Consider the following 26,658-nt stretch of genomic DNA (forward strand, 5'->3'; position numbering starts at 1 on the left):
ACGGAACAGCCACGCCGGACCGGTAGGTCGGCGTGGTGATCGGATCACGGACGGACTCGGCAGCCTGCGCACGGGGGTGGCGATCAGCTACGGGGGACGGGGTAGTGCGGTCGAATGACATACCGGAGGCTTTTCAAATCCTGTGCCATTCGGTCGCATGGCTGGTCGTGCGGTTTATCTGGGCCGAAAAGAGCCCCAATGGCAGGGTTCTCCCAGGTTTTGCGCTGATGTACGGCGATGGCTGCGAACGCCAACTGGTCATGCCGTTATCGCTTTGGTGGCCTGGGTGGAAATGTTCTGTTCAGTACTCAGGCCGGCGCCAGGTCGAGGCGGTCGTAGCCCTTGTAGCGATAGAAGGCCCAGGACAGCAGCCAGGTGATAACGAACAGGCCGATGATCAGGTAGCCGAGCAGGCCGAAGTGCTCGTTCACCTGGGCGATGAAATCCCAGGCTCCGCCTTCGAGCCCCAGTTGCTCTGCCAGCAGGTTCAGCGCTTCCATGCCGCCGACCAGCAGCGCTACCAGTACGGATGCCGAGGTGATGGTGAGGTTGTAGTAGAGCTTGCGCGCCGGCCGGACCTGGGCCCAGCGATAGGCCCCGGTCATCAGTACGCTGTCGGCGCTGTCGACCAGCGCCATACCGGCGGTAAACAGTGCGGGAAATACCAGGATCGAGACCATTGGCAGGTTCTGCGCCGCCTGGCTCGCAGCGATGCCGAGCAGGCCGATTTCCGTGGCGGTATCAAAGCCCAGGCCGAACAGGAACCCCAGCGGGTAGAGGTGCCAGCTGCGGCGGATCAGGCGGAACAGGGGCCGTGCCAAGCGTGCTATCGGCCCGCTGCCGGTGAGCATGTTTTGCAGCTCTGCCTCGCCGACGCGTTCGCCTCGGCAGACGCGGCGGAAGGCGCGATAGACCGAGCGCAGAATGACCAGGTTGATCAGCGCTACCAGCAGCAGGAAGGCTGCCGAAACCGAGGTGCCGATGAGTGCGCCGATACCGTGGAAGGCTTCGAGTTCATCCTGCAGGCTGGCGGCGCTGAGAGCGATCAGCACCGAGGCGAGAATCACCACGCTGCTATGGCCGAGGGAAAAATACAAACCGACGCTTTGCGTGGCCTGGCCTTCCTGAATCAGCTTGCGGGTGGCGTTGTCGATGGCGGCGATATGGTCTGCATCCACCGCATGGCGAAGACCGAAACTGTACGCAAGGACCGCAGTGCCCAGCAGCATCGGGTAGTCGCTGAAAGCGAACAGCGCCCAGGTCCAGGCAAGCAGGTTGACCGTGATCAGGCCGATGAACAGGGTGATGGTCGAACGGGGCGAGGCCGGGCGCGGCATGGGGTCTCCAGCAGTCTTGTATGAAGAGTCGGAAAATGCTCATACAAGCGCTGTGCCAAGCCTTCGTCAGCGTCGGAGTGGGCGTATTGGCGAAGGTGGCTGGTCAGTCGGTTGGCAGTTTGCTCATGAGGGTGGAAAGCAGCTTTGCACCGAACTCAGTCCAGTGCTGGCAGGCGTAAACGGAACATCGCGCCCCCCGCGGGATGATTGCCGGCCTCCAGCGAGCCGCCGCAGCGCTCGACGATGCCATAGCTGATTGCCAGTCCCAGACCGGTGCCCTGGCCGGCAGGTTTGGTGGTGAAGAAGGGTTCGAATACCTGGCTGAGGTATTGTTCGGCGATGCCGGGGCCGTTGTCGCGCAGGGTGAGAATGGCCCAGCCCGGTTCGCGCCCCAGGTCGATCCACAGTTGCGGAGGCTCGGCTGCGGCGGCGCGCGCGGCGTCGTAGGCGTTCTGCGTGAGGTTCATCAGCACCTGCAGCAACTGCCCGGCATTGCCGTGGACGTGCACGTCGCCGGTCGGCTGCCAATGCACGACCAGATCTGGCGCCGTGCCGCGGGTGATCCAGTGAATGGCGCGCTCGATGACGTCGTTGAGTGCAGCTTCGCCGTGATGCCCGCGGTCCAGCGCGGAGAAACGCTTGAGCGCGCTGACAATATCGGCGGTGCGTTGCGCGCCTTCCAGTGTGCCCTCGATCAGTGAGGGCAGGTCGGCCAATAACGGGTCGATGCGCAGTTGTCGGCGCATGGCATCGCGCTGCTCGGCGGGTGCCTCTTCGTGCACCGCGTGCAGGTAGTCCTGCAGGCGGTTTCCATAGCCGCCCAGTACGTGGGCGTTGGCAAGCACGAAGCTGATCGGATTGTTCAGTTCGTGGGCCACGCCGGCTACCAGGCGCCCCAGCGACGCCATCTTCTCGGCGTGCAGCAGTTGCTGCTGGGTGCGCTTGAGCGCTTCGTGGGCTTCGTGCAGTTGGCGGTAGGCGTGCTGCAATTCGCCCAGAGGCCGGCCCACCAGTACATGCCCCAGGCAACGTCCGTGGGCGCCGCTGCGGACTGTGCAACTGAGATCCACCGGCAGCAGCGCACCCTCGGCGCCGAGGAAGTTCACTTCCAGGCGGGCGCTGGCATTGTCGCGGCGCAGGCCGCCGAGCAGAGTGCGAAGGCGCTCCACGCTGGCGTCATCACCGAGCAGCGAGTAGACCGAGCAGCCGAGCAGACGTTGTTCGTCGCCGCCGACCAGTTTACGCAGCGACTGGTTGGACTCTTCGATCAACCCTTGCGGGTCACAGGCCAGGAGGATGTCCGACATCGACGCCAGCATGCTGGCGATGAACTGCTGCGACTGCTCCAGTTCGGCGTTCTTCTGCTCCAGTTCGATCTCGTCCTGAACCAACTGCGAGTAGACCTCGTCCATCTTGCCGATGACTTCCAGCCAGGCATCTTCATCCAGCTGCGATGGTGGTTTGCGGGCCATGGACATCAGCTCGTGGGGTGCAGGTGCGGGTGGGCGTGTTCGCTGTTCGACGCGGCCACCGGGATCAGGTTCAGCTGCCCATGGCGCACGCCACGCTCGGCGCTCAAGCGTTCGGCGAAGGCTCGAACGTGCGTCACCGGCCCCTTGAGCATGAGGCTTTCCAGGCAGTGATCGTGGTCCAGATGCACGTGCTGGCTGGCAATGGTCAGGTCGTGATGGTCGTGCTGCAAGGTCATGACTCGTTCGGCGAGGGTGCGTGCGTGATGGTCATAGACGTAGCTCAGGTTGGCGACGCAGTGCAGCGACCCAGCCTCCTGGCGCAGGCGCGACTGTTCGATGTGGCGGCGCAGTATGTCACGCAGCGCCTCGGAGCGATTGCCGTAGCCCTGGGAACGGATCAACTGATCGAGCGCGTCGGCCAGGTTATCGTCGAGGGAGATGGTCAGACGTTGCATGGCGAGACTCCGGGTCAGTGCACGGTGCAGACCATGCAGGGATCGAACGAGCGCACGATATGTTGCACCGACACCGGGTTCTGCTCGCCGGGGCGCACCGGCGCGCCTTCCAGGGCTCGCTCCAGGGCGCCGGGGCGGCCCTGGGCATCGCGCGGCGAGAAGTTCCAGGTGGTCGGGGCGATGATCTGGTAGCTGGCGATCCGCCCTTGTTCGACCTTGAGCCAATGCCCCAGCGCGCCGCGTGCGGCTTCGGTGAGACCGACCGCGCTGCCGTTGTCCGGCATTTGGCAGTCCCGGTAATAGGGTTCGCCGGGACGCAGCGCGAGCAACCAGCCCTCCATGAGTGGCACAACCCGTGCCAACTCCACCAGGCGCGCCAGCAACCGCGTATAGACGCTACCGCCACAGCGGCCTTCAGCATCGCGCAGCAGGGGGTGGCCATCGATCAACTGGCGAGCCAGGGCGCCGGTCTCCAGTACGGCACCGGCCAGTCGTGGGGCCTTGTTCCAGGTATAGGCGGCGGCCTTGTCCAGGCTGGGCTCGGTGATGCCTTCGGCCGGGTGCACAGGGCCGGAGCTATCGTCCAGCCAGGCGTGGCTCGCATCTTCGCTGATCGTCTCCAGCGCCAAGGGCCGTACCTGCCTTGACGCGGCATCCCACAGCCCGCGCTCGAAGGTGAGCGTACTGTCGGCTTGCGGGTATGCACCGTACGACAGATACAGGCCGGGCCCCTGGCCGAGGTGCTCCAGGCCGCTATCGAGGACGATGCGCAGGAAGCGGCGCAGATCGCCTTGTTCTGGTGCTTCGGCGTACCAGGACCACAGTTGGTCTTCGCTGGCGAGGCCGGCGATGCGTTCCAGCGGCGCTGCGTACAGCTCGCTTTCGAGGAACTGGCGGAACTCGCGCACCCGTGTCAGCAGGCGCAGACGCTCCGCCGGGTCGATGGCGCGGGTGGAGCCACCCGGATGGATGGAGCCGGTGTGAGGCCATTTGCCGCCCAGCGTACCGATCAGGTCCAGCCAGCGCTTGCGCGCGGCCAGGGCTACACGCTGCTGGGTGCCGGTGTGCGGAGTGAAGCGCTGCACCGCATCGGCGTACCAGGGGCGATCGGCATACAGCGGGCGCACGAAATCCGGCATGAAGAACAGGTAGAAATGGCTCAGGTGATCGGCGAGGTTCTCCGTCGCAGCCATCAGGTTGATGGCGATCAAACCGTTGGCTGGCGGCTGGACACCGGCCAACCCACCCAGCGCTCGCGCGGCGGCGACCGACTGGGAAACGGAGCAGATTCCACAGACGCGGGGTGCGTAGACCAGCGCATCGAGCGGCGGATGATCGCGCAGGATCTGCTCGAAACCCCGGTACATGGTGGCGTTGACCTGGGCCGAGCGCACCTGGCCGTCCTCGATATCCAACTGGACTTCGAGGTCGCCTTCGACGCGGTTGAACGGGCCGACCAGCAGACGTGTCATGGACGTGTTCCCTAGCGGCGTGTCCGGCGGATAACGGGGGCGATCAGTGCATGATCGGCGGTGGCGTTCTGTCGGACGCGTTCCGGAGTGGCTGATTTCGACAGCGCCGCCAAGGCGACAAACCAGGCCTTGGGCATGTCGGTGGGCAGGCCGATGGGGATGCCGGCACGCTTGGGCGTGAGGTGGAAACCGTGGCCGGGCTCCTCGAAGCCGGGCGCGGTGCAGTTGATGCAGGCGTAACCGCCGCGGGTGCAGGAGCCTTCGCCGTTCCACAGGCGGTTATTGCAGTCGCCGTGGGCCTGGGTGCCCTTGCAGCCGAGGTTTTCCATCATGCAGCCGAGGTCGGAGGGTTTTACCGCGCTGGCCTTGTACTCATAGAACTCGTTGCGCGTGCAGCCGTGGTGCACCAACTGGTCGGCATAGAAGCGAGGGCGGCCCAGGGCGTCCAGGTCAGGCTCGCCGAACAGCCCGGCGGCCAGGGCCATCAGCGTGTCGGTGACCCAGCCCGGATGGGTGGGGCAGCCGGCGACATTGATCACTGGCAGACCCTTGCGCGAGCGATACTCGGCGCCCAGCAGGCCGCCGAGGCGCTCGCCGTCATACTGCAGCCCGCAGGCGTCGGTGGGGTTGCTACCGGCGGCGGTGATACCGCCGTAGGCGGCGCAGGTGCCGATGCCCAGGGTGTAGTCGGCAATGCCTGCGAGGCGCCGCACCCAGTCGATCATCGCTACGCCGGTGCCGGCCAGCAGATGGAAGCGCCCGCTGCCATTGGGGCCGCGCAGCAGTGAGCCTTCGATGCACAGCGCATCCAGGTGGGTGCGACCACTCAGGCAATCATCGAGAATCGACAGCACCTCATCAGCGCTTTCCAGCGACAGCGACGGATGCCACAGCAACTCGATCCCGGCGTTGCGCCACAACCCGGCGAAATCCTGCGTATCGGCGCAGAGCAGCGACATATTGCAGCCGCCGCAACCGCCGGACTGCAGCCAGAGAACGCGAAAAGGCGCGCTCATGGGGTTTCCTCCAGGCCGAAGCGGCGCAGTTTCTGACGCAGGCCAACGCGCGACAGGCCCAGCTCACGCGCGGCATGGGTCTTGTTCCAGTGATGGCGCAGCAGCGCTTCCCTGAGCAGCGTCGCCTCGATGGCGTCGAGTTGTTCCTGCAGGGTGCCGGCCGGGATGCCAGGCGCGCAGGAAGAGGATCGCGCGCGCGGTGCCTGGCCCTGCAGCACCTTCAGGGAGAATGCCCGGGCGCTGACTTCCGCACCTTCGGACAGGGCGGCGGCGCGGTAGATTTCATTGCGCAGCTCGCGGATGTTGCCCGGCCAGGGGTAGTGCAGCAGGTTGCCGAGGGCATCGTCGGCGAAGTGCAGGCCGGGCAGGTCGAGTTCCTGGCTGGCGTCGGCCAGCAGTTTGCTGGCGATCGGGATGAGATCGCCACTGCGTTCGCGCAGCGGCGGCAAACCCAGAGATACCCCGGCCAGCCGGTAATAGAGGTCGCTGCGGAAACGCCCCTCCTGGACATCGGCTTCCAGGTCACGGTGTGTCGCGGCAATCACCCGCACGTCCACGCGCACCGGCGTGCTGGCGCCCACCGGGCGCAATTCGCCTTCCTGCAGGACACGCAGCAACTTGACCTGGAAGGCCGGCGAGGTATCGCCGATCTCGTCAAGGAAAAGGGTACCGCCGTGGGCGCGCTGGATCAGCCCGATGTGATCCTGGTGAGCGCCCGTGAACGCGCCGCGCTTGTGCCCGAAGAGTTCGGACTCAAGCAGCGAATCCGGCAGCGCCGCGCAGTTCTCCATGATGAAGGCCTTGTCCGCGCGCGGGCTGGCGTAGTGAATGGCGCGGGCCAGCAACTCCTTGCCGGTGCCCGATTCGCCCAGCAACAGGACCGACAGATCGAAGCGCGCCACGCGCGCGGCCAGTTCGCACACTGCGTCCAGCGGGCTACCGGGCTCGCGCACGATGCGGGCGAAGTCGAAGGCATTGCGGACCTTGTCCAGCACCTGCTGGTTACGCCGGCGCAGCACCGGGGTGGCTGCGCGCAACTCCACGTCCAGGCGCTGCAGGTGGTTGTGCAGGGCGCGGCTTTCCATGGCATTGCGCACCGTGGTGAGCAGGTGGTCGGGCAGCCAGGGCTTGAGCAGGTACTGGTAGATGCCGGCCTGGTTCACGCCGGCAATGATGTCTTCGGAGTCGGTGTAGCCGGAGAGGACGATACGCACCGCCTCGGGCCAGCGCTCACGGGCCTCCTTGAGAAATTCGATGCCTTGCACACCGGGCATGCGTTGATCGCAGAGGATCACCGCGACCGGATGGCGTTCGAGCAGCTCGCGTGCCTGCTCGGCCGAGTCGGCAAGCAGCACCTGGAACTCGCCGTCGAGTACCCGTGAGAGGGCTTCGCGGGAGCGCAGTTCGTCATCGATGACCAGGACGGTCGGGGTATGGGAGTCAAAGCCGCCGAGTGAAGACATGGATTCCAGTGTCACGATACGAGGGCCGGACTGGTTGACCCGGCGGTCGCCGGATCATGACATTCGAAGCTGGCAGGCGAAAGGGAACACTACCATTGGACTAGTCCGCCGCCCGTGTAACGCTACCCGGTCGTGGTCCGGCAATCCTGCGCGGCACTAGGCGCTGAACGCCTGGTGTTCAGCGCAGGCTGTCTGGCGCGCGGTTTGTAGTGCCTCACGCCATCGGCGGCAACCGGCGCTTCACCGGGCTCTTCTTGACGATGGCCGTATTGGTCTCGGCGAAGCCATTGAGGTGATCCAGGATCTCGTCCAGTTGCTCCATGGAGCGCACGCACATCCGTGCGTAGAAGCAATCCTCGCCGGTGACCTTGTCGCACTCGGTGAACTCGGGGATCGCCAGGATCTGCCGTTCCACCTCCTGCAATCTGCCTGGCAGCGGTCGTACGCGGACGATGGCCTGCAGTTGGTAGCCGAAGGCGCGCGGGTCGACGTTCACCGTATAGCCGGTGATGACCTGGCGCTCCTCCAGCTTGCGCAGCCGTTCAGCCACACTGGGGGAGCTGAGGCCGCTGACCTGGGCGAGGGCCTTGAGGGACAGGCGCGAGTCTTCCATCAGTGCGGCGATCAGCAACTGGTCGATTTCATCGGTCATCTTGGTCTCGAAAGGTAAATTCGTAGTGTGGCCTTGATAGTAAAGGTCGTTGGAGGGATTTGCCTGCGTCAGGCGATGGAGTGCGCGAATCCACCTGTTCATACTGATCACCAACGAGTGGAGGTGGACCATGAACGAGCGGATCAAACGCGGCACCCTGGAAATGATCAGCGCCATGCTGATCTGCGGCACCATCGGCTGGCTAGTGGTGGTCTCCGGCCAGCCGGTGCTGGACGTGGTGTTCTGGCGCTGCGTATTCGGCGCCGCCACCCTGCTGGTGATCTGCGCCGCCATGGGCTTCCTGCGTCCCGGCATTCTCACCCGCGCCACCTTCGGCCTGGCGCTGCTCAGCGGCGCGGCCATCGTTGGCAATTGGGTGCTGCTGTTCGGCTCCTACTCGCGGGCCTCCATCGCCATCGGCACGGCCGTGTACAACGTGCAGCCATTCCTGCTGGTGTTGCTCGGCGCGTTGTTCCTCGGCGAGAAGGTGACGGCGCAAAAACTCGCCTGGCTGGGTATTTCCTTCCTCGGCATGCTGGCCATCGTCAGTGCGCACGGTGAAGCGGGGCAGGTGGGTAGCGACTACCTGGGCGGGATCGCACTGGCGCTCGGTGCGGCGGCGTTGTACGCCGTGGCGGCGCTGATCATCAAGCGCCTGACCGGCGTGCCGCCGCACCTGATCGCGCTGATCCAGGCGGTGACCGGCGTTTTCCTGCTCGCCCCCTGGGCCAACCTGACCTTGCTGCCCCAGGCGAGCACGGCCTGGGCCAGCCTGGCGACCCTGGGCATCGTGCACACCGGCATCATGTACGTGCTGCTCTACGGCGCGATCCAGAAACTGCCGACAGCCCTGACCGGGGCGCTGTCGTTCATCTATCCGATCGCAGCGATCTTCGTCGACTGGTTCGCCTTCGGCCATCGCCTGACTCCGCTGCAATGGCTGGGCGTGATCGCCATCCTGCTGGCCGCCGCCGGCATGCAGCGCGGCTGGAGCCTGAACCTGCGGCGCCTGGCCTGGCGCTGAAATCCGTGCTTGCCTGACAATGCCGGGGAACCTGTGCCGCTGCGCACCGGTCCTGTAGGCGGACCTCAAGCAAGGAACGGACTATGACTGCGGCTGTCCTGACGGCAGATTCACCTAGCCTGAAAAGGCTTTCATCCCGATACATTCAGCTGCTGGGCGTGGCCGCGTTACTGGCGCTGGCCGGCTGCGGCAGCCGCGCGCCGAGCGTGCCGGAGCCGACCCCGGAGGAGGTGCGCGGCAAGCTGGTCAGGCTGATTCCCGCTGGCACTTCTGACCGCGAGGGCTGGGCGAAGGACATCCAGGTCGCCTTCACCACCCAGCGCATTCCGGCGACTACCGAGAACCTCTGCTCAGTGGTGGCGATCACCGAGCAGGAGTCCAACTTCAAGGCCGACCCGCCTGTGCCGGGGCTGGGCAAGATCGCTCGCGCCGAGATCGACCGGCGTGCGAGCAAGGTCCATGTGCCGGGTTTCCTCATCGATACCGCGCTGGCGCTGAAATCACCGAATGGCCGCACCTACAGCCAGCGCTTGGCGAGCGCGAAGACCGAGAGGGAACTGAGCGCGATCTTCGATGACTTCATCGGCGGCGTACCGCTGGGCCAGCAGTTGTTCGGCCGCTTCAACCCGGTGCATACCGGTGGGCCGATGCAGGTCAGCATCGCGTTTGCGCAGGCCCATGCCGAGGGCTACCCGTACCCGGTGGACGGCAGTATCCGCCGCGAAGTGTTCAGTCGCCGTGGCGGCATGTACTTCGGTACCGCCCACCTGCTGGGTTATCCGGTGAACTATCCGCGTCAGTTGTACCGTTTCGCCGACTTCAACGCCGGCTGGTATGCCAGCCGCAACGCGGCGTTCCAGCGCGTGGTCGCGGATCTCACCGGCATCACCCTGGCACTGGACGGGGACGTGATCCTCTATGGCAGCTATGACGCCGGCAGCACCGAGAAGGCGGTGCGCACCCTGGGGTCGAAGCTGGACATGAGCGAGCGGGAAATCCGCCGCGACCTGGAGTTGGGCGACAAGCCGGAGTTCACCCGGTCGGAGCTCTACACCAAGGTCTTCGCCCTGGCCGAACGCTCCGCCGGCAAGTCGATGCCGCGGGCGATGCTGCCGGGGATCACGCTGCACAGCCCGAAGATCACCCGCCAGCTCACCACCGCCTGGTTCGCCCAGCGCGTGGACGAGCGCTACCAGCGCTGCCTGGGGCGTGCGCCGAAGGACTGAATCAGTCGCCCTCGGCGGGTTGGCACATACCGTTGGCGCCTTTCGGCCCGGTGTAGGACACGGTGGCGCTGCCATCGTCATTGAGGCTGATGGAGATGGTCACGCCTTCGCCCTTGGCCTCGAGGTACTTGTCGTTCTTCTGCTTGACCTTGGCTTCCTTGCCGTTGATGTACACCGGGCCGCCCTCGTCAGTGTGGACCTGGATGTCATTGGGGCAGTCGTAGTTGAGCATGGGGATGGCGGCAAAGGCGGGCTGCACGACGATCAGCGACAGCGTAGCGATCAGTAGCGGTTTCATGGCGTCTCCCTGAGAGCTGCGGACACGGCGCAAGGCCGCGCGGACAATCACAGCTTAGTGCAGACGTCGTGGCGCGCTAGAGCGGCAAGGGCCGCAGGCGCGCTGCCGGTTCCGGCTCGGTGCCGCGCAGGACGAGGCGGGTGATGGTCGCGGCGGCCGCTTCGAAGTCATCGGCATCCGGCTGTGCCTTGCCGGTGATCATCGCGATCTGCCAGTCGAAATCGACGTAGGTGCGGGTGGCGGCGGAGATGCTCAGCAGCAGGTGCTGCGGGTCCACCGGGGCGAGCAGGCCACGGTCGATCCAGGCGGCGATGCACTCCAGGCTGCGACGCGATTCCGCCCGCAGGCGCTGCAACCATTCCGGCGGCAGGCGCGGAGCGCCGTGGAGCATTTCGCTGGCGAACACCTTGTAGGCGTACGGCCACTGCCGGGCGATGTACAGGCGCGCGCGGATGTGCGCAGGCAGCGCCCAGGCCGGGTCGTCACACTCGCGCAGCAGGGCGGAGGCTTCCAGCACGGCATCCACCACGTTTTCCAGCAGGCGCAGGTAGAGATTCTCCTTGCTCTGGAAATAGTAATAAACGTTGGACTTGGGCAGGTCGGCGCGGCTGGCGATGTCCTGGGTCTTGGCGGCGGTAAACCCCTTCTCGGCGAATTCCTCGCCGGCGGCCAGCAGGATGCGCTGGCGATTGCGGTCACGGATGCTGAGGGCGGGGCGCTGACGGCGGCGCGTCGGGGTGGGCGCGGTCTGGGGCATGGGGAAACATCGGGGCAATCAAACGAGGGTTCAGAATATAACGTTCTATATAGCGCTTGCACACCCATGAGGTTGACTGGCGGATGGCCATTTATCCGCCATTAGATTGAACCTGCTGTGTGACGAGTCTGTCAGAGCCAGTCTGAAACCTAGGAAGGGTCTGAGATGCTGTTCGTAGTCATGCTGGGGGGACGCCATCCGCGCGCGCGGATCGAGGTTCACGATGTGGCCTTTGTCCTTGGCGACAACCTGAAATCTACCTACGCGCAATTGCGCGAGGCCTGGTTCGGCAGCCCGGAAGGCCTGCACATCGACTCCTGGCTGGAGGTGGATGGCGTGGAGGCTTATCGCGTCGAATTCAGCGAGGCGATGCCGGCGCCAGGCGAGCAGCGGCTGTTCTTCGTCAACCTGGGTGGCTACGAGCTGGGCAGCTTCGGCGAGGCGCACCAGTACGTACTGGTGGCCGCCCGCGACGCCGCCGACGCCAAGGCGCGCGCCAAGCGCCGCATGCCGCGCAGCTGGGACAAGGCGCACACCGATGCGGTGATCGACGTCGACGACTGCATTGCCGTCGACCAGGTCGGCGGGCGCTATGTCCACCTGGTGGAGGGCGAGAGCCGCGGCATCGTGCAGCGCAGTGACTACATCGTGTTGTGAGCCTTCATGGCGCTGACACGGCCTTGTCATAAAACCTGACGTATAAGGGGCGCAAAGCCGATGCCCCGTGCCGAGGTAAAGATGACCGAGAAACGCCGAGTCCTGTTCGTCTGCGTCGCCAACGACGCCCGCTCGCCGATGGCAGAAGCGCTGCTGCGGCATACCGACGGCGAACACTTCGAAGCTTTCAGCGCGGGTATCCACCCGACCGCCATCGATCCCCGTGCGCGCAGCGTGCTGGAACACGCGGGGATTTCCACCGAAGGCCTGCGCAGCAAGGCCATCGACGAATTCCGCGGCCAGCATTTCGATTACCTGATCGACCTGTGCGACAAGTCCAGCGACGAGGGCGACGAGCTGCCGACTTCCAGCCAGGTGATCGTCTGGAATTTCGTCGACCCGGCCCACAGCGAGCAGCACGACCCGTTCCGCCACACCCTGCAGGAAATCAGCGATCGCCTGAAACTCTTCGAAATGGTGAAGAACCGCGACTGAAGTTTCTGGCGATGACAAAGCAAAAAGCCCGCACGGATGCGGGCTTTTTGCTTCGTAGGCCACAGGATTCGCCGTTGCCTGGGGAGGATTGGCGGCGGATGCCCGTGTAGATGGGGTGCTGGTCCTTCAGCACGAGGGCATTCTGGCAGTCCAGCATGACAGCGCGGTGACTGTCCCGTGAACAGGTGATGGCAACGTGCCTGCGCGCCTTTATCACTCGCCGGCATGAGCACTATCGATCCCGACAAGTGGTCAGGCGAGGAGCGCATCGATAGAGTCACCGTCAAAGTCATGTCCGCGGCGCTGCGTTCCGGTGCCTGCGCGACCCGAATCGGAGTGCCTATGAAGTCCCTGTCAGAAACTGCCTTCTCCATGCTCGACCTGGTGCCCGTGCGCGACCAGGGCACTGCTGCCGAAGCGTTGCACAACGCCGTCGACGTTGCCCGGCACGTCGAGCGGCTGGGCTTTACCCGCTACTGGTTGGCGGAGCACCACAACATGGACGGCATCGCCAGCTCGGCCACTGCCGTGCTGATCGGCCACATCGCCGGCAAGACCGAGCGCATCCGCGTTGGCTCCGGCGGCGTGATGCTGCCCAACCATCCGCCGCTGGTAGTGGCGGAGAACTTCGGCACCCTGGAAACGCTGTATCCGGGCCGCATCGACCTTGGCCTCGGTCGCGCACCGGGCGCCGACCAGGCAACCATGCGCGCGCTGCGTCGTGACCGCCTGGGTGACGGTGCCGATTTCCCCGAACAGGTTGCCGAGCTGGAAATGCTCCTCGGCCCGCGTCGCTCGCAGCAGTCGCTGCTGGCGATTCCGGGGGAGGGCACCAACGTGCCGATCTGGCTGCTGGGTTCCAGTCTGTTCAGCGCCCACCTGGCAGCGCAAAAGGGTTTGCCCTACGCCTTCGCCTCGCACTTCGCACCGCGCTACCTGCACGACGCGCTGCGCATCTACCGCGAGAACTTCCAGCCTTCGGCAGTGCTCGACAAGCCGTACGCCATGATCGGTGTGCCGCTGGTGGCGGCGCCGACTGACGAGGAGGCCGAGTACCTGGCGACCACTGCCTTCCAGCGTGTGCTGGCACTGATCCGTGGCGACAGCCTGAAGCAGAAGCCGCCAGTGCCGAGCATGGCCGGGCTGTGGCTACCTCATGAGCAGGATGCTGTCGGCAACTTCTTTGGTCTGGCGGTGATCGGTGGTCCGGAGAAGGTGCGCAGCCGCCTGGAAATCCTGCTGGAGCAGACCGGCGTGGACGAGATCATCTTCACCAGCGACATCTACGATCACGAACTGCGCCTGCGTTCGCTGGAGATCGTCGCCGGCCTGCGCTGATAGAAGTTCTTTGTAGGATGGCGTGGAGCGAAGCGATACCCATCGCAATCGATCACGCAAGGCTGATGGGTATCGCAAGCTCCACCCATCCTACGAGAGCGCGGCGGTCAGGCCTGCCCGTCGTCCTTCTTCTTCAGCAGGTCGGCCAGCCCGGCCAGTCCCTTGTGGGTGACCTTCGGCCCCTTGTTCCCGGCGTCGTTGCCGTTCTGGTAATGCAGGTCTACCTGCCGCTGGTGCTCGTTGTCGTGGCAATAGAGGCACAGCAGCTCCCAGTTGGAGCCGTCTTCGGGATTGTTGTCGTGGTTGTGGTCGCGGTGGTGGACGGTCAGTTCGCGCAGGCGCACGCCACTGAATTCACGGCCGCAGCGACCGCAGATCCAGGGGTACATCTTCAGGGCCTTTTCGCGGTAGCTGGTTTCGCGGCGGCGCTGGGCTTCGGCGAGGACGGCGTCGACTTTGCTGGTGGGCTGGTTCATGGCTCGTGAGGCAGTAAGGAAACGGACCTCCAGCATAGGTCCGCGCCCGCGTGCTGGCTACGGCCTGGGTGTATCCGGGCGCGACCAGATCCACAGATTGCCAACCGCCATGCCGAGGATCACGGCGTACAGCCAGATGCCGTGGGGCAGGGTGATCAGCATGATCGCCAGGGCGGCGAGCATTGCCAGGCTGGCGCTGATCTTGGCGCGGCGGGCAACGGCGCGGCCATTGCGCCAGTTGTGCAGGATCGGACCGAACAGCCGGTGGTTCTCCAGCCAGGCGGACAACCGCGGCGAACTCTTCGAGGCAGCCCAGGCGGCCAACAGCACGAACTCGGTGGTCGGCAGCCCCGGCACCACCAGCCCCACCATGCCCACGCCCAGGCTGGTGTAGGCGAGCAGCGCGAAGGCGATCCGTGCCAGGCGCGAGCGTGCCGGGCCGAACGGCGTGGCGCGCGCTCCTGCGACGGGCGCGCGCTCGATGGCCTCAGACGGCGGCGGGTGCACTGTCGTAGCTGTGCTGCAGCAGATGGGCGAAGCGCTCGAAGGCGGCAATGGCACCGGCTTCGGCTTCACGCTCTTCGGCTTCGCTGAGCTCCAGGGCGTCGAGGGTGCGGGTGAAGCGTTTCCAGCCTTCAGCGCGACCGCCTTCGGGCTCGCCCAGGTGGCGTGCGCCGGTGTTCTCGTCCAGGCCCATCGCGGCAACACGCTTGATCAGGAACGCGGCGCCCAGCTTGGAACCTTCGGAGACGAACAGCCAGCCCAGCGCGTGGGCCAGGCTCGGCTTGTCGACGGCGCCGGCGACCGGAGCGGGGACTTCGGTGTCCAGGTCGGCCAGGTCCAGGCGGGCCTGATCGGCGCGGCAGCGCTGCGGCAGATCGGGGAAGATCTTGCCCAGTTCGGCGTCCTGGTACAGGGCCTGCAGCTCGGACTGGAACAGGTACTGGGCGACCACGAAGCGGGCGAAGCGCTCACGGCTGGAGAAGGGCTCATGGGCCTTCACGGCGTGGTCGAGACGCTCGTGGGGGGCGTGGGTCAGCGCGTTCAGGCGCTGCGAGCGCAGGGCAGGGAGTTCCAGGGTGGTCATGTCCAATTCCTTGAAATTACAGGGCTTTGTAGACGAGACGAATCAGCGTTTGGAAAGCGTAAAGATTGTCGTGTGTTCGATGCGGGTTGCCGGAGTGACTCGGGTTCGCGAGCAAGCTCGCTCCTACAGGGCCTGGCGCTGTCTGTAGGAGCGAGCTTGCTCGCGAAGATCGCAGGCCGCGGAGATCAACTTGACGACCGTGCCTGCGATTCACTGTCGATCAGATATCCCACACCAGGTTGATCGCGAAGTTGCGGCCCGGCTGGGTCAGGCGGTCGAGGTTGGCCGGGGCCAGCACCGCCGCTTCGCCGACGCCGTCGTAGCCGCGCACGTCATCCCACAGCCAGTACTTCTTGTCGGTGAGGTTGTAGAGGCCGGCGTTCAGGGTCAGGTCGTCGGTCAGCTTGTAGTAGCCGGTCAGGTCGAGGATGCCGAAGCCCGGCGTCTTGAACTGGCTGCTGGTGCCGTCCGGGGCGTTGAACTGGCTGTCGTCCACGCGGTTCTTGCGCTTGACCAGGGTCCAGTCGAGCAGCGCGCCGTAGCGGCCAGCCTGTTCGTCGTACCCCAGGCCGAACACGCCGGTGAGCGGGTTGACGCTGTTGATCGGCTCGCCGGTGTCCTTGTTGCGACCGTAGGCATAGGCTACCGAGCCCTTGGTGTAGAGGCCTTGCGGTGCGCCGAAGGCGCCCAGCTCCAGGCGGCCCTTCACTTCCACGCCCTTGATGATGGCGTGCTTGATGTTGTTGCTGGTGAAGGTCGGTTCGTCGTAGCCGGGGGTGATGGCGTCTTCGTTGATGAAGTCGCGGTACTTGTTATAGAAGACCGCCACGTCGAACGAGCCTTCCTCGAAGTTGCCGCGCAGGCCGGTCTCGTAGCTCTGGCTGCGTTCCGGGTCCAGGTCCGGGTTGGGCTCCACGCGATAACCGGTGGTGGGGTTGTCGAAGCGGCCGTAGAGCGCCTTCGCGGTCGGGGTGCGGAAGCCCTGGGCGTACTGGCCGTACCACAGGTAGTTGTCGTTGAACGAATAGGTCACGCCGAGCTTGGGCGAGAGCTGGTGCCAGGTCTTGCTTTCGCTGCTCACGTCGCCTTCTCCGCTCTGGTCGACGGTGTTGAGGAATTCGTCGGTGACGTGGGGCTTCAGGCGGGTGTGGTCGTAGCGCAGGCCGGGCAGGAAGGTCCAGTCGTTCCAGCGGATTTCGTCCTGGGCGAAGAGCGCGTAGGTGTCGATGGTCGGATCGGGAAAATCGCTGCTGCGCGCCAGTTGGTCGCTGGCCACGGTGCTCGGGCCACCGATGGTGGGGCAGGTGCGGCTGACGGCCAGGCAGGTGGCGCCGCCTTCGCGGTAGCCGGTGACTTTCTGCCGCTTGAGGGTGGTGCCGTAGGTCAGCAGGTGGTCGGTGTCGCCCAGGGCGAAGGCCTTGTCCATTTGCAGGTCGAGCACCCACTGGCGTTCCTTGTACTGGGTCTCGCGGGTACGCAGCACCTGGCGGGTGATGGGGTAGTAGAACTCGTCAGTGCTCTGGTCGGTCTTGGCGATCTGGTAGTTGAAGGTCCACTTCAGGTGATCGGCTACGGCGCTGTCCAGCAGCATCTGGTGTTCCAGGCCATAGCGCTCGCGGGTGATGGTGTCGTTGCCGGTGCGCCATTGGTACATGCCGCCGGGCAGTACGGAATCGGGAATGGTCGGCGCGCCGTTGAAGTACGGACCGCCGTAGGCGCTTTTCTGGTCGGTATCGACGTCGTCCTTGTACTTCTCGTAGACCAGGCCGAAGCGGCTGCCTTCGGCGTAGTTCCAGCCCAGCTTGGCCAGCACGTTGGTGGTACGCACGTCTTCGGGGTTGGCTTCGGTGCGCGACAGGCCGGTGCCGCCGGTGCTGCCGTAGGACTCGGTCTCGTGACCGTTGCGCTGGCTCAGGTGCAGCAGGCCGTCGAAGGTATCGAGGCGGCCGGCGACGGTGGCGGAGGTCAGCCAGCTGTCATCGGCGGAGCTGTAACCGGTCTTCAGTCGCGCGCCGACGTCCTGGCCGTCCTTGATGATGTCGTCCGGGTCGAGGGTGAAGTAGCTCACCGCGCCGCCGATGGCGTTGCTGCCGTACAGGGCCGAGGCCGGGCCGCGCAGGACTTCGACGCGCTTGACGATCTCCGGGTCGACGTAGTTGCGCTCGGTCTGCGCATACGGGCCATTGAAGAAGCTGTTGGGGATCTCGACGCCGTCGATCTGCGTCAGCACGCGGTCGCCGTCGATACCGCGGATGTTGTAGCCGGTGATGCCGGCACGGTTGCCGGTGCCGCCGACGGAGACGCCGGGCATGTCGCGCACCAGTTCCTTGATGCTGTTGACGTTCTTGCGGTCCAGCTCTTCGCGGCTCACCACGTTGACGGTGGTCGGCACCGAAGTGACGCTCTGCGCCTGGCGGGTGGCGGTGACAGTCAGCGGCTGCATCTCGGAGACGGAGGAGAGGTTGCGTTCCAGGACCACATTGCGCGGGCCGAGCTGGCGGACGGTCAGGCCGGTGCCGCCGAGCAGGGTCTTCAGTGCGCGCTCCGCCGGCAGGCGGCCGCTGACGCCCGGGGATTCCACGCCGTCGGCCAGATCGCCAGCCACGCCCACCTGCCAGCCAGTCACCGCGCTGAAGGCATTCAGCGCCTGCGGCAGGGGCTGGCGAGCGATATCGAAGCTGTAGCCGGCCTGGGTCTGGCTGGCCTCGGCGGCGAGGGCGGAGGCGGCCGGCAGGCTGGCGAGGCCGATGGACAGGGCGAGCAGCGAGATGCTGGCCGGCGCGGACAGCCGGCGCAGAGGGGCACGCGAAGAAGCAATGGTCATCGAAGGGCTCTCTTAGTCAGTCGTTGTTCGCATTCGTAAATGCGAATCTATTGCATTGGCTTCTGACTAAACGAACGAGCCTTTCGAATCGAGTAAAAATACTTTCAGTTCAGTGGCGGGCGATCAGTTGAGGATCAGCAGTTTCGGGTATTCGTGCAGCTCGGCGGAGGTGATCTGCGCCAGCGAACGCGCGACACCCAGCGGGTCGTCCAGGCGCCAGTTGCCGGTGACGCTGACGTTGTCCAGGCGCTCGTTGGTGTTGACGATCCAGCCGGGGTAGTAGCGGCGCAACTCGGCCAGAACCTGGCTCATGGGGCAGTTCTCGAACACCATGCGGCCTTTCACCCAGGCCAGCTGGGATTCGGCTTCCGCGCCGTGCTGGCGCTCGCCGAAGCCTTGCGGCCCGACACGGATGCTGTCGCCGGCGCCGAGGCTGACGCGCGCATCGTCCAGGTTCGTACGCAGGTCCACCTCGCCGCGCTGCACGCTGACCTCCGCCTCATTGCCCAGGTAGCGCACCGCGAACGCGGTGCCGCGCACTGTGACCTGCACCGGCCCGGCCTCCACCTCGAACGGGCGGCTGCGGTCATGAGCAACATCAAAGAAGGCTTCGCCGCGGTAGAGACGGGCGACGCGTTGCTGGTCATCGACCTTGCTGGAGAGCGCCGTGTCGGTATTGAGCAGCACGTTGGAGCCATCGGCCAACTGGACCTTCTGGCGTTCGCCGATAGCGGTGAGATGGTCCGCCCGCAGCCGTGTCAGCAGGTCGCCCTGTACCACGACACCGATGGCGAGCACCAACGCGGCTGCGCTTGCCAGGGGCTTCAGGAAACGCCGATTGCGACGCAGCGGGCGAACCTTGTCCTGCACCTGCCTGCGTTCCAGGCGTGCGGCGGCGACCGGCAGCAGCGGCGACTGCCAGGCAGCGCGTACGCGCTGGTACGCCTGCGCATTGCCTTCGCTGGCAGCGAGCCAGGCCTCGAAGCGCGCACGGGTGGCGGCGTCCATGTCGTCCTCGAGGATCAGCCAGTCGAGGGCTTCGGCCATCTGCTGCGGGTCTGCGGGGGGCGCGGCGTGGGGCAAGGGACGATCCTCGGGGCGGTCCTGGGAGGGTGAGCCGCGCATTGTTGTCGAATCGGCCGGCGAACGGTAGTCCGTCATACCGTTTCCTCGAGGCGGCTGACCAGTCCGACACAGATCGCCATGATCAGTTTCAGTTCCTTCTGCACCGTGCTGGGCGAGACGCCCAGCTGCTCGGCGATTTCCGCATAGCCGCAGCCGTGCAGGCGGCTGAGGATGAAGATGCGTTGCTGGCGTTCGCTGAGCTGTTCGAGCGTTGAGCCCAGGAGCTCCAGCAGTTTTTCCGCATGGAGCTGGTCCTCGGCGCTGGAACCCGGCGCCGGCACGGCCTGCACGATATCGAAAGGCACGTCCTCGAGCATGGTCCGCGACTGCATGCGCAGGTGGCGCAGGTGGTCCAGGGCAAGGTTGCGGCCGGTCTGGAAGAGGAAGGGTTCCAGGTGATCGATGCGGCGTTCGAGCAGGGTGCGGGCGACGCGCAGGTAGGTTTCCTGCACCAGGTCTTCGGCGATGCTCGGGTTCTTCACCATCCGTACGAGCGTGCGCAGCAATGGCAGGCGCTGGGCCAGGAAGACCGCGTCGAGGTTGGAAGTGCTCACAAGGGCGTCCAGCAGGAATAATTTTCAAATGATAATCAATGTTATTCAGCTGTGGCGCGCGGCACAAGCCCAAGCGTGGTTCCGCGTTGCTCGGCCCCATGAAAAAAGGGCGAGGCGCACGGGGCGCCTCGCCCATTCCCTCAGCCGGCAGATGAGGGGAAGTCGTCAGGCCTTGTCGGCCTTGCCTGCGGCGGCGGCGAAGCGCGCCAGGCGCACATCCAGGCGGCGTGGGTGCTGGCCGCGGACCTCGGCGTGCTCCTTGCGGCGAATGGCGTTGCGCACCATCAGCGAACCGACGTAGCGGATCGGCTCGGGCGGGAAGAAGCCCAGCGGACCTTGCGTGAGCGGCGAGCGGGTCCATTCGTTGTCCAGCCCGAGGACCAGCGAACTGAGAATCTGCCCGCCCATGTGGCACGGCCCGACGCCGCTGCCGGAGTAGCCGAAGCCGTAGAACACGTTGCCCGCGTCGCCCAACTGGCCGAAGAACGGCAGCCCGGTCACCGAGCGGTCCGAGGGCCCGTTCCAGCTCGCTGCGATGGGGACTTCGGCGAAGGCCGGGAAGAACTCCGCCAGGCTCTCGCGCAGCAGCCCCAGGTAGGGCGAGGGGCGATCGAACACCGGCAGCATGCGGCCGCCGTAGGCGAAGGTGTTGCCGCCCTTGCCGAGCATGATCCGGCCGTCCGGGGTGTTGTGGTAGTAGTGCACGAAGATGCGCGAATCCAGCACGGTGACGCCGGAGGTCAGGCCGATTTCCCGCAGCAGGTCCGGGCGGGGTTCGGTGATGACCATGTCGCTGGAAACGATCGCCACGCTGCGCTCGAACTGCGGGAAGGCGCGGGCCATCCAGGCGTTCATCGCCAGCACTACACGGTCGGCGCTGACCGATCCCCGCGCGGTGTGGACGGTGGCGGGTTGGCCGTGGTCCAGGCCGGTCATTGGCGTCCCTTCGTAGAGCCGCACGCCCAATTGCAGCGCCACTCGGCGCAGGCCGCGCACCAGCTTGCCCGGCTGCACGCTGGCGGCAGCCGGGGAGAACCAGCCTTCCAGGTGCTTGCTCGAACCGGCCATGCGCTGCACGTCTTCCAGCGGGCGCTTGCTGAAGGAGTTGATGCCGTGCTTCTCCAACGCGGCGATCACACTGTCGGTGGAGCCCACCTGTGCGGCATTGGTGGCGGTGTAGAGGGTGCCGTCCAGGCGATAGTCGGCATCCACGCCGTAGCGCTCGCAGAATTCGCCGATGGCGTGGATGCTCCGCTCCGACTCGCGCACCAGGCGGATCGCCTCGGCCAGGCCGAACAGGCGTTCCAGGGTGAAGAACTTCGCCGACCAGGACAGCGCGCAGCCGCCGTTGCGCCCACTGGCACCGGCACCGCAGAGGTCGGCCTCGACAATGACGATGTCGAGTTCCGGGTTCTGCTCCTTGAGCAGGATGGCGGTCCACAGACCGGTGTAGCCGCCACCGACGATGCAGACGTCGGCGCGGGTCTCGCCTTCGAGCGCGGCGGCGCGCTCGTTATCGCTCAGCAGGGCCTGTTCGAGCCAGAAGGGGCGCATGGCGTTCTCCGTGGTCATTGGTCGGGCAGGGCGGCGGTGGCGATCATCTCCACGCGCCAGGCGGGGTCGATCAGCTGCGCCAGTGTGCAGGCGCGGGTCGGGGCATGGCCGAGCGGGAAGAAGTCGTCCCACACGGCGTTCAGCCCGGCGTAGTCCGCGCGATCGGCCAGCAGGATGCGCACCGACAGCAGGTGGGTGCGGTCGGCGCCGACGCTCTGCAGCAGTTGCTCGATGCCGTGGAGAATTTCCCGCGTCTGGGCTTCGATGCCGGCGCTGGTATCGCTGGCGACCTGGCCGCCGATGTAGAGCGTGTGGTCGTGCAGGACCATTTCGGCGCGGCGTTTCACCACGCCGAAGCGTTCGATGTTCATGGGGTCTACCTGTAGCGGAGGTGGAGGCACATCCTTGTGCGGGGACTTCAGGAGCGCGCCATGCGCACCTTCACGGAGCGGTTCGGGACGCGTGCGGCCGAGGACGCGGCGCCCTCCGGCAGGCTGTTCCAGTGCGGCAGCAGAATGGCGGCGGAGACCAGCGCGGCGACGGTGAAGCCGATGAACACGCTGTAGGTGTCGAAGTAGCCGGGCAGCAGGCCGCCGAGGATCGCGCCGACCGAGCCGCAACCATTGACGAAACCGGCGGCGGTGGCGGCGGCCTTGCCGGTACCGAAGTCGATGGCGGCCGAGCCGCTGATCATCGAGTCCGGTCCGTACAGGGTCAGGCCCATCATGAACAGCAGGGCGAATACCATCAGGCTGCTGCCGGTCTGCATGGCCGGGACGAACAGTGCCAGGCAGGCGGTGAGGGCGATCAGGCTGATCACGCAGGCCGGCATGCGCCGTGCGCCGAAGATCTTGTCCGAGGCCAGGCCGATCAGGATCGGCCCGAGCAGGCCGGCGATCTCGAATGAGGTCGGCAGGATCGCTGCACCCACCTTGCCCAGTCCGGGCATGCGCTCATAGACGATCACCGGGCCCCACAGCAAGATCGCGTAGCGCGCCGGCTTGAGCAGAAAGTAAGCCAGGCCCAGGGTCAGTACGGTGCGATTGCGCAGCACCAGGCGCAGGGTTTCGCTGATGCCGGGGTTCTGCCCTTCGGGCTTGAAGCCGGCGTAGCGCACGGCCTCGGGCTCGTTTTCCAGCGGAGGCAGGCCGACGTCCTGCGGGCGATTGCGCTGCAGCAGCAGGAACAGCACGGCCACGCCGCCCACCACCGCGGCGCTGGAGTAGAAGGCCGCATGCCAGGTGCCGAACACCGAATAGGCCCACCAGCCGGCGAAGGGCGAGGCGACCAGCCCGCCGAAGGCGTAGCAGGTGCTCCACAGGCCGAGGATGCGGCCGCGTTCGTGGGTGGCGAAGAAGCTGCCGATGTTCTTGCACAGCCCCGACCAGCCGGTGGACTGCGCCAGGCCCTGGATGACCATGCAGGTGGCGAACACCGGCAGGGTCGCCCAGGTGCCCATGACGATGGCCGCACCGGCGGAAATCACCAGGCCGCCGAGCACTACCACCCGTGGGCCGAAGCGGTCGGCGAGCACCCCCCAGGTGAACTGGCCCACGGCGTAGGCCGCGAGGTAGGTGGCGTCGAGGTTGGCCATCATGGCCTTGTCGAGGTGGAAGGTAGGGTCCTCGCCGATGCCCAGCTTGGCCACCGAGAAAGCCTTGCGAGTGAAGTAGAAGGCCGCGTAGGCCAGCCAGGTGATGGCGAAGATCTGCCAGCGCCAGCGTTGGATCGATGCGAAGGGCGAGCGCGATGCTGCGTTGCCGTGAGGGTTGAGCATGATCTGACCTCGTTCTTGTTGTGTGTGCTGTGCCGGCAGTCGTTGAGGTAACGCCTTTCTTGTTCTTGTTGTTTTAGGAGCATGAGCACTGCGCGTCGCCGAGGCGGCGCGGGTCAGAAGCACGGAGGCTGTTCTGCACACCGCCGAAAAACTCGTGGGAAGCGGCGGTGAAGCGATAGAAACAATTCCGAATAAATAACTGAAATCGATTTATCAAATTTTAAAAATAAGTTTTCCTTTTAAGTGCGTTGCTGTGCGACCTTCGCGTCCAGGTCGTATGACCCTGTAGTCGCTTTCCGTCGATTGGCGGGAAAGCGGTCAGATCGCCGCTTGCGAGGAATGCCCGCATGTCCGTTTCCCACGCCCAGCTCAAAGCCTTCCATGCCGTCGCCGTGCATGGCAGCTTCACTCGCGCCGCGGAGCGCCTGTTCCTCACCCAGCCGGCCGTTTCCGACCAGGTTCGCAAGCTGGAAGAGCGTTACGGCGTGCTGCTGTTCCATCGCAACAAGCGCTCGGTACGGCTGACGGAATTGGGTGAACGCCTGCTGGCAGTGACCCAACGATTGTTCGTGATCGAGGCCGAGGCCCAGGAGCTGTTGCAGGAGTCCAGCGCGCTGCAGACCGGCAGCCTGGTGCTGGCGGTGGACGCGGCAGTTCACCTGCTGCCACAGGTGGCGCTGTTCTGCCAGCGCCACCCCGGCATTCGCGTACGCATCGAGACGGGCAACACCGACGAGTCCCTGCAGGCATTGTTCGGCTATCGCGCCGACCTGGCACTGCTCGGGCGTGCGGTGGAGGACGAACGCCTGGTGTCCTTCACCTTGCGCCGCGACCCCATAGTCGCCTTCGTCGCCAGCGGCCATCCCTGGGCAGGCCGCGAGTCGATCCATCTGGCCGACCTTGACGACGCGCCGTTGGTGCTGCGCGAGCACGGCTCGGTCACCCGCCAGACGCTGGAGGAGGAAATGCGCCGCGCCGGTTTGCGCATGCGTGCGGCGATCGAGGTCGAGGGCCGCGAGGCCGCCCGCGAGGCGGTCGTGGCGGGCATTGGCGTGGGGGTGGTGTCGGCGGCGGAGTTCGGTTCGGACAACCGCGTCCAGGCGTTGCCGATCGTCGATTGCGAGCGACACATGAGCGAGACCCTGGTGTGCCTGCGTGAGCAGAGCTCCCGGCGAATCGTGGCGACGTTTCTCGATCTGGTGAGGGAAGATTTGCCGTCGAAGTAAGGCGGTGATTCGCGAGCAAGAACCAGGCGTCACCTCGATCCTGCAGTCCGTGCATACGCTGGAGCGCTCTTCGTAGGAACGAGCTTGCTCGCGAACTGCCTCTCGTCGAACCTCAGGTCAGGCTTCCGCCAACTCCAGAAACGCACTCACCACCCGCAATCCCCGGCGGCGCTCCAGGCAACCGATGGCGTGTCGATTCATCAGGCCCTCGCCGCTCAGGGGAATAGCCTTCACCCGTGGGTCGGGGCTGACTTCCATCGACGACACGATGCCCACCCCCAGCTCCGCCGCGACCGCCTCGGTCACCGCCTCGCGGCTGTCCAATTCCAGCAACACGCGCGGCGCCACCGACTGGGCCGAACAGGCTGCATCGAAGGTCCGGCGAGTGATGGAGTCGGGCTCGCGCAGCACCATGATCTGCTGGTCCAGTTCAGCCAGCGGCAGTTCGCCGACATACCCGGCCCACGCATGGCTGGCCGGCACCAGCGCGCAGATACGTGACTCCACCAGTTCGCGCAGGAACAGCCCGGCGCGCGGCTCCACTTCGGTCAGCACGGCGATATCGACGTGTTCGTCGAGCAGCGCGGCCAAAGTCTCCTGGGCGTTGCCCAGACGCAGGTTGACGGTGATGCCGGGGTAGGACGCGCGCAGCCGGGCAAGCATCGGCATCACCAGGTGCGGGCCGTCGGCGGCTACCTCGATACGCCCGGTCACCAGCTCGCGGCTGGCGTCGAGCATGGCCTCGGCTTCTTCCTCCAGGGCGAACAGCGTGCGGCTGATCGCCGACAGGCGCACGCCGTCCTCGGTCAGCTCCACGCCTCGCGCGGTGCGGCGGAACAGGTTGACCTGATAGTGCTCCTCCAGCGCCTTCACGTGGCCGGTCACGGCCGGCTGGCTGATGAACAGGCGCTCGGCGGCGCGGGTGAAGCTGCGTTCGCGGGCGACGGCGTCGAAGGCGCGGAGCTGGAAGAGATTCATGAGGTATATGTCCGGCTTATGCAGTGCATCGTGATAAACAATTTGAACGATATCAGCCCGGCCGGCAAGTTATGCCCAGGCCGCAGCGAACCCGCCCGGCCCAACCGAATTCAGCCCTGACGACGTTCCCACGAAAGAGGAATCGAGCATGAGCACTGCCGAGCGAGCCCCCATCCTGCTGACTCCCGGTCCGCTGACCACGTCCCCCCGCACCCGTCGCGCCATGATGGTCGACTGGGGTTCGTGGGACACCGACTTCAACGAGCTGACCGCCGATGTGTGCAAGCGCCTGCTGGCGATCATCCACGGCGAGCAGACCCACACCTGCGTGCCCCTGCAGGGCAGCGGCACCTTCTCCGTCGAGGCCGCCGTGGGCACCCTGGTGCCGCGTGACGGCAAGGTACTGGTGCTGATCAACGGCGCCTACGGCAAGCGCCTGGCGAAAATCTGCCAGGTGATCGGCCGCGAGTTCAGCACCTTCGAAACCGAAGAAGACGTGCCGACCACCGCCGCCGACGTCGATCGCCTGCTCACTGAAGACCCCAGCGTCACCCACGTCGCGCTGATCCATTGCGAGACCAGCACCGGCATCCTCAACCCGCTGCAGGACATCGCCAAAGTCATCGAATCCCACGGCAAGCGCCTGATCATCGACGCCATGAGCTCCTTTGGCGCCCTCGATATCGACGCCCGCCAGGTGCCCTTCGATGCGCTGATCGCCGCTTCCGGCAAGTGCCTGGAAGGCGTGCCGGGGATGGGCTTCGTCTTCGCCCGCAGCAGCGCGCTGAACGCCAGCGCCGGCAATTGCCATTCGCTGTCCATGGACCTGCAGGACCAGCAGGCCTACATGGCCAAGACCGGCCAGTGGCGCTTCACTCCGCCGACCCACGTGGTGGCCGCGCTGCACGAAGCGCTGACCCAGTACGAGGAGGAGGGTGGCCTTGCGGCCCGTCATCAGCGTTACGCAAACAATTGCCAGACTCTCCTCAGCGAGATGGCCAGGTTGGGCTTGCGCAGCTTCCTGCCGGCCGAGATCCAGGCGCCGATCATCGTCACCTTCCACGCGCCGCGCGATAGCCGTTACAACTTCACTGAGTTCTACGGTCGGGTGCGCGAGAAGGGCTTCATCCTCTACCCGGGCAAGCTGACCCAGGTGGAAACCTTCCGCGTCGGCTGCATAGGCCAGGTCGACAGCAGCGGCATGCGCGCCGCCGTCGCGGCCATCGCCGAGACGCTGAAGGAAATGGAAGTCTTCGAAATCTGACGCCCGCCCGAATTCCCACAGGATTGAATGCCATGAACTACGAACAACCCAAGCAACTGCAAGCCGCCATCCTCGACTGGGCTGGCACCGTGGTCGATTTCGGCTCCTTCGCGCCGACCCAGATCTTTGTC

Annotated in this window: 26 protein-coding genes and 1 pseudogene; 8 read left to right on the forward strand and 19 right to left on the reverse strand. The window is 65.7% G+C overall.

Features of this window, described 5'->3' with window-relative positions; translation table 11 throughout:
• Window positions 1–308: 308 nt before the first annotated feature.
• The 7 genes from A6723_RS27125 to A6723_RS27155 form a co-directional block, all read right to left on the reverse strand.
• Entirely contained in the window at window positions 309–1,337 is a 1,029-nt protein-coding gene (locus A6723_RS27125; protein WP_054909571.1) for a HoxN/HupN/NixA family nickel/cobalt transporter, read from the reverse strand.
• 155 nt (window positions 1,338–1,492) lie between these two features.
• Entirely contained in the window at window positions 1,493–2,809 is a 1,317-nt protein-coding gene (locus A6723_RS27130; RefSeq protein WP_054909612.1) for a sensor histidine kinase, read from the reverse strand.
• A gap of 5 nt (window positions 2,810–2,814) precedes the next feature.
• The gene (gene nikR / locus A6723_RS27135; RefSeq protein ID WP_054909570.1) at window positions 2,815–3,264 is read right to left on the reverse strand and encodes a nickel-responsive transcriptional regulator NikR; all 450 of its coding nucleotides are present in this window, start codon (window positions 3,262–3,264) and stop codon (window positions 2,815–2,817) included.
• Window positions 3,265–3,278: 14 nt separating this feature from the next.
• The gene (locus A6723_RS27140; protein WP_054909569.1) at window positions 3,279–4,736 is read right to left on the reverse strand and encodes a nickel-dependent hydrogenase large subunit; all 1,458 of its coding nucleotides are present in this window, start codon (window positions 4,734–4,736) and stop codon (window positions 3,279–3,281) included.
• Window positions 4,737–4,747: 11 nt separating this feature from the next.
• Window positions 4,748–5,752, reverse strand: a complete 1,005-nt coding sequence (locus A6723_RS27145; RefSeq protein ID WP_054909568.1) for a HupU protein — start codon at window positions 5,750–5,752, stop codon at window positions 4,748–4,750.
• Entirely contained in the window at window positions 5,749–7,215 is a 1,467-nt protein-coding gene (locus A6723_RS27150) for a sigma-54 dependent transcriptional regulator (RefSeq protein WP_054909567.1), read from the reverse strand. Before A6723_RS27150 ends, A6723_RS27145 begins: the two co-directional genes overlap by 4 nt.
• 214 nt (window positions 7,216–7,429) lie before the next feature.
• On the reverse strand, window positions 7,430–7,867 hold the full coding sequence (locus A6723_RS27155; RefSeq protein ID WP_054909566.1) for an Lrp/AsnC family transcriptional regulator: 438 nt from the start codon (window positions 7,865–7,867) through the stop codon (window positions 7,430–7,432).
• Between the two features lie 130 nt (window positions 7,868–7,997).
• Here A6723_RS27155 and A6723_RS27160 point away from each other — a divergent pair, with 130 nt between their 5' ends.
• Together A6723_RS27160 and A6723_RS27165 are read left to right on the forward strand one after the other, a co-directional pair.
• Window positions 7,998–8,891: a DMT family transporter gene (locus tag A6723_RS27160; protein ID WP_054909565.1), complete on the forward strand. Its 894-nt coding sequence runs from the start codon at window positions 7,998–8,000 to the stop codon at window positions 8,889–8,891.
• 83 nt (window positions 8,892–8,974) lie between these two features.
• The gene (locus tag A6723_RS27165) at window positions 8,975–10,117 is read left to right on the forward strand and encodes a DUF1615 domain-containing protein (protein ID WP_054909564.1); all 1,143 of its coding nucleotides are present in this window, start codon (window positions 8,975–8,977) and stop codon (window positions 10,115–10,117) included.
• A 1-nt stretch (window position 10,118) separates the two neighbouring features.
• Here A6723_RS27165 and A6723_RS27170 read toward each other — a convergent pair whose 3' ends face one another.
• Together A6723_RS27170 and A6723_RS27175 are read right to left on the reverse strand one after the other, a co-directional pair.
• Window positions 10,119–10,415, reverse strand: a complete 297-nt coding sequence (locus A6723_RS27170) for a hypothetical protein (RefSeq protein ID WP_054909563.1) — start codon at window positions 10,413–10,415, stop codon at window positions 10,119–10,121.
• Window positions 10,416–10,491: 76 nt separating this feature from the next.
• On the reverse strand, window positions 10,492–11,172 hold the full coding sequence (locus tag A6723_RS27175; protein WP_054909562.1) for a TetR/AcrR family transcriptional regulator: 681 nt from the start codon (window positions 11,170–11,172) through the stop codon (window positions 10,492–10,494).
• A gap of 165 nt (window positions 11,173–11,337) precedes the next feature.
• Between A6723_RS27175 and A6723_RS27180 the strand changes: the two genes are divergently transcribed.
• The 3 genes from A6723_RS27180 (at window position 11,338) to A6723_RS27190 (ending at window position 13,662) form a co-directional block, all read left to right on the forward strand.
• A complete protein-coding gene (locus A6723_RS27180; RefSeq protein WP_054909561.1) occupies window positions 11,338–11,829 on the forward strand; it encodes a DUF1543 domain-containing protein in 492 nt (163 codons plus the stop codon).
• A gap of 81 nt (window positions 11,830–11,910) precedes the next feature.
• Window positions 11,911–12,324 carry an arsenate reductase ArsC gene (locus A6723_RS27185; protein WP_054909560.1) on the forward strand — a complete coding sequence of 138 codons (414 nt, stop codon included), beginning with the start codon at window positions 11,911–11,913 and terminating at the stop codon, window positions 12,322–12,324.
• Window positions 12,325–12,666: 342 nt separating this feature from the next.
• Entirely contained in the window at window positions 12,667–13,662 is a 996-nt protein-coding gene (locus A6723_RS27190; RefSeq protein ID WP_054909559.1) for an LLM class flavin-dependent oxidoreductase, read from the forward strand.
• Between the two features lie 107 nt (window positions 13,663–13,769).
• On the opposite strand, the gene A6723_RS27195 is transcribed toward A6723_RS27190, so the two are convergent.
• The 9 genes from A6723_RS27195 to A6723_RS27235 form a co-directional block, all read right to left on the reverse strand.
• Window positions 13,770–14,138 carry a YajD family HNH nuclease gene (locus tag A6723_RS27195; protein ID WP_054909558.1) on the reverse strand — a complete coding sequence of 123 codons (369 nt, stop codon included), beginning with the start codon at window positions 14,136–14,138 and terminating at the stop codon, window positions 13,770–13,772.
• Window positions 14,139–14,195: 57 nt separating this feature from the next.
• The gene (locus A6723_RS27200; RefSeq protein WP_054909611.1) at window positions 14,196–14,621 is read right to left on the reverse strand and encodes a YbaN family protein; all 426 of its coding nucleotides are present in this window, start codon (window positions 14,619–14,621) and stop codon (window positions 14,196–14,198) included.
• Between the two features lie 4 nt (window positions 14,622–14,625).
• Window positions 14,626–15,225 carry a biliverdin-producing heme oxygenase gene (locus tag A6723_RS27205; RefSeq protein ID WP_054909557.1) on the reverse strand — a complete coding sequence of 200 codons (600 nt, stop codon included), beginning with the start codon at window positions 15,223–15,225 and terminating at the stop codon, window positions 14,626–14,628.
• A 220-nt stretch (window positions 15,226–15,445) separates the two neighbouring features.
• The gene (locus A6723_RS27210; RefSeq protein ID WP_065348211.1) at window positions 15,446–18,049 is read right to left on the reverse strand and encodes a TonB-dependent receptor; all 2,604 of its coding nucleotides are present in this window, start codon (window positions 18,047–18,049) and stop codon (window positions 15,446–15,448) included.
• Between the two features lie 123 nt (window positions 18,050–18,172).
• Window positions 18,173–19,096 carry a FecR domain-containing protein gene (locus A6723_RS27215; RefSeq protein ID WP_054909556.1) on the reverse strand — a complete coding sequence of 308 codons (924 nt, stop codon included), beginning with the start codon at window positions 19,094–19,096 and terminating at the stop codon, window positions 18,173–18,175.
• Window positions 19,097–19,206: 110 nt separating this feature from the next.
• Window positions 19,207–19,728 (reverse strand): RNA polymerase sigma factor, encoded by a 522-nt coding sequence (locus A6723_RS27220; protein WP_054909554.1) that lies wholly within the window; start codon window positions 19,726–19,728, stop codon window positions 19,207–19,209.
• A gap of 165 nt (window positions 19,729–19,893) precedes the next feature.
• Window positions 19,894–21,282 (reverse strand): FAD-dependent oxidoreductase, encoded by a 1,389-nt coding sequence (locus A6723_RS27225; RefSeq protein ID WP_054909553.1) that lies wholly within the window; start codon window positions 21,280–21,282, stop codon window positions 19,894–19,896.
• A gap of 14 nt (window positions 21,283–21,296) precedes the next feature.
• Window positions 21,297–21,653, reverse strand: coding sequence for a RidA family protein (locus tag A6723_RS27230; protein WP_054909552.1), 357 nt, complete (start codon window positions 21,651–21,653; stop codon window positions 21,297–21,299).
• Between the two features lie 47 nt (window positions 21,654–21,700).
• On the reverse strand, window positions 21,701–23,059 hold the full coding sequence (locus A6723_RS27235; protein ID WP_054909551.1) for an MFS transporter: 1,359 nt from the start codon (window positions 23,057–23,059) through the stop codon (window positions 21,701–21,703).
• Window positions 23,060–23,406: 347 nt separating this feature from the next.
• On the opposite strand from A6723_RS27235, the gene A6723_RS27240 reads away from it, so the two are divergent.
• Window positions 23,407–24,285 carry a LysR substrate-binding domain-containing protein gene (locus A6723_RS27240; RefSeq protein WP_054909550.1) on the forward strand — a complete coding sequence of 293 codons (879 nt, stop codon included), beginning with the start codon at window positions 23,407–23,409 and terminating at the stop codon, window positions 24,283–24,285.
• A 117-nt stretch (window positions 24,286–24,402) separates the two neighbouring features.
• Here the strand turns inward: A6723_RS27240 and A6723_RS27245 are convergent, their stop codons facing one another.
• Window positions 24,403–25,263 carry a LysR substrate-binding domain-containing protein gene (locus A6723_RS27245; RefSeq protein ID WP_054909549.1) on the reverse strand — a complete coding sequence of 287 codons (861 nt, stop codon included), beginning with the start codon at window positions 25,261–25,263 and terminating at the stop codon, window positions 24,403–24,405.
• Window positions 25,264–25,411: 148 nt separating this feature from the next.
• Between A6723_RS27245 and A6723_RS27250 the strand changes: the two genes are divergently transcribed.
• Window positions 25,412–26,527 carry a 2-aminoethylphosphonate--pyruvate transaminase gene (locus A6723_RS27250; RefSeq protein WP_054909548.1) on the forward strand — a complete coding sequence of 372 codons (1,116 nt, stop codon included), beginning with the start codon at window positions 25,412–25,414 and terminating at the stop codon, window positions 26,525–26,527.
• A gap of 32 nt (window positions 26,528–26,559) precedes the next feature.
• Window positions 26,560–26,658 (forward strand): annotated as a pseudogene (locus A6723_RS31900) (phosphonoacetaldehyde hydrolase); the annotation flags it as partial.

This window comes from Pseudomonas sp. AU11447, assembly GCF_001672555.2.
GTDB classification, from domain to species: domain Bacteria; phylum Pseudomonadota; class Gammaproteobacteria; order Pseudomonadales; family Pseudomonadaceae; genus Pseudomonas; species Pseudomonas nitroreducens.